The sequence below is a fragment of the Bacillus sp. SA1-12 genome (assembly GCF_000981385.1).
GTDB lineage: Bacteria > Bacillota > Bacilli > Bacillales > Bacillaceae > Metabacillus.
The window spans coordinates 1-457 of sequence record NZ_LATZ01000106.1; the positions used below are offsets into that span (position 1 = coordinate 1).

The 457-nt window shown below is 54.7% G+C and carries 1 rRNA gene; it reads right to left on the minus strand.

The features are described 5' to 3' along the window. Positions 1-457 (minus strand): 23S ribosomal RNA (locus tag WQ54_RS18030); the annotation flags it as partial.

Here is a 457-nt window from a genome sequence, read left to right on the forward strand (position 1 = left end):
CTTCTCCCGAAGTTACGGGGTCATTTTGCCGAGTTCCTTAACGAGAGTTCTCTCGCTCACCTTAGGATTCTCTCCTCGCCTACCTGTGTCGGTTTGCGGTACGGGCACCTCACACCTCGCTAGAGGCTTTTCTTGGCAGTGTGGAATCAGGAACTTCGGTACTATAGTTTCCTCGCCGTCACAGCTCAGCTTTTGTGACAACGGGATTTACCTCGTTGTCAGCCTAACTGCTTGGACGCGCTAATCCAACAGCGCGCTTACCCTATCCTTCTGCGTCCCCCCATTGCTCAAACGGTGAGGAGGTGGTACAGGAATTTCAACCTGTTGGCCATCGCCTACGCCTTTCGGCCTCGGCTTAGGTCCCGACTAACCCTGAGCGGACGAGCCTTCCTCAGGAAACCTTAGGCATTCGGTGGAGGGGATTCTCACCCCTCTTTCGCTACTCATACCGGCATTC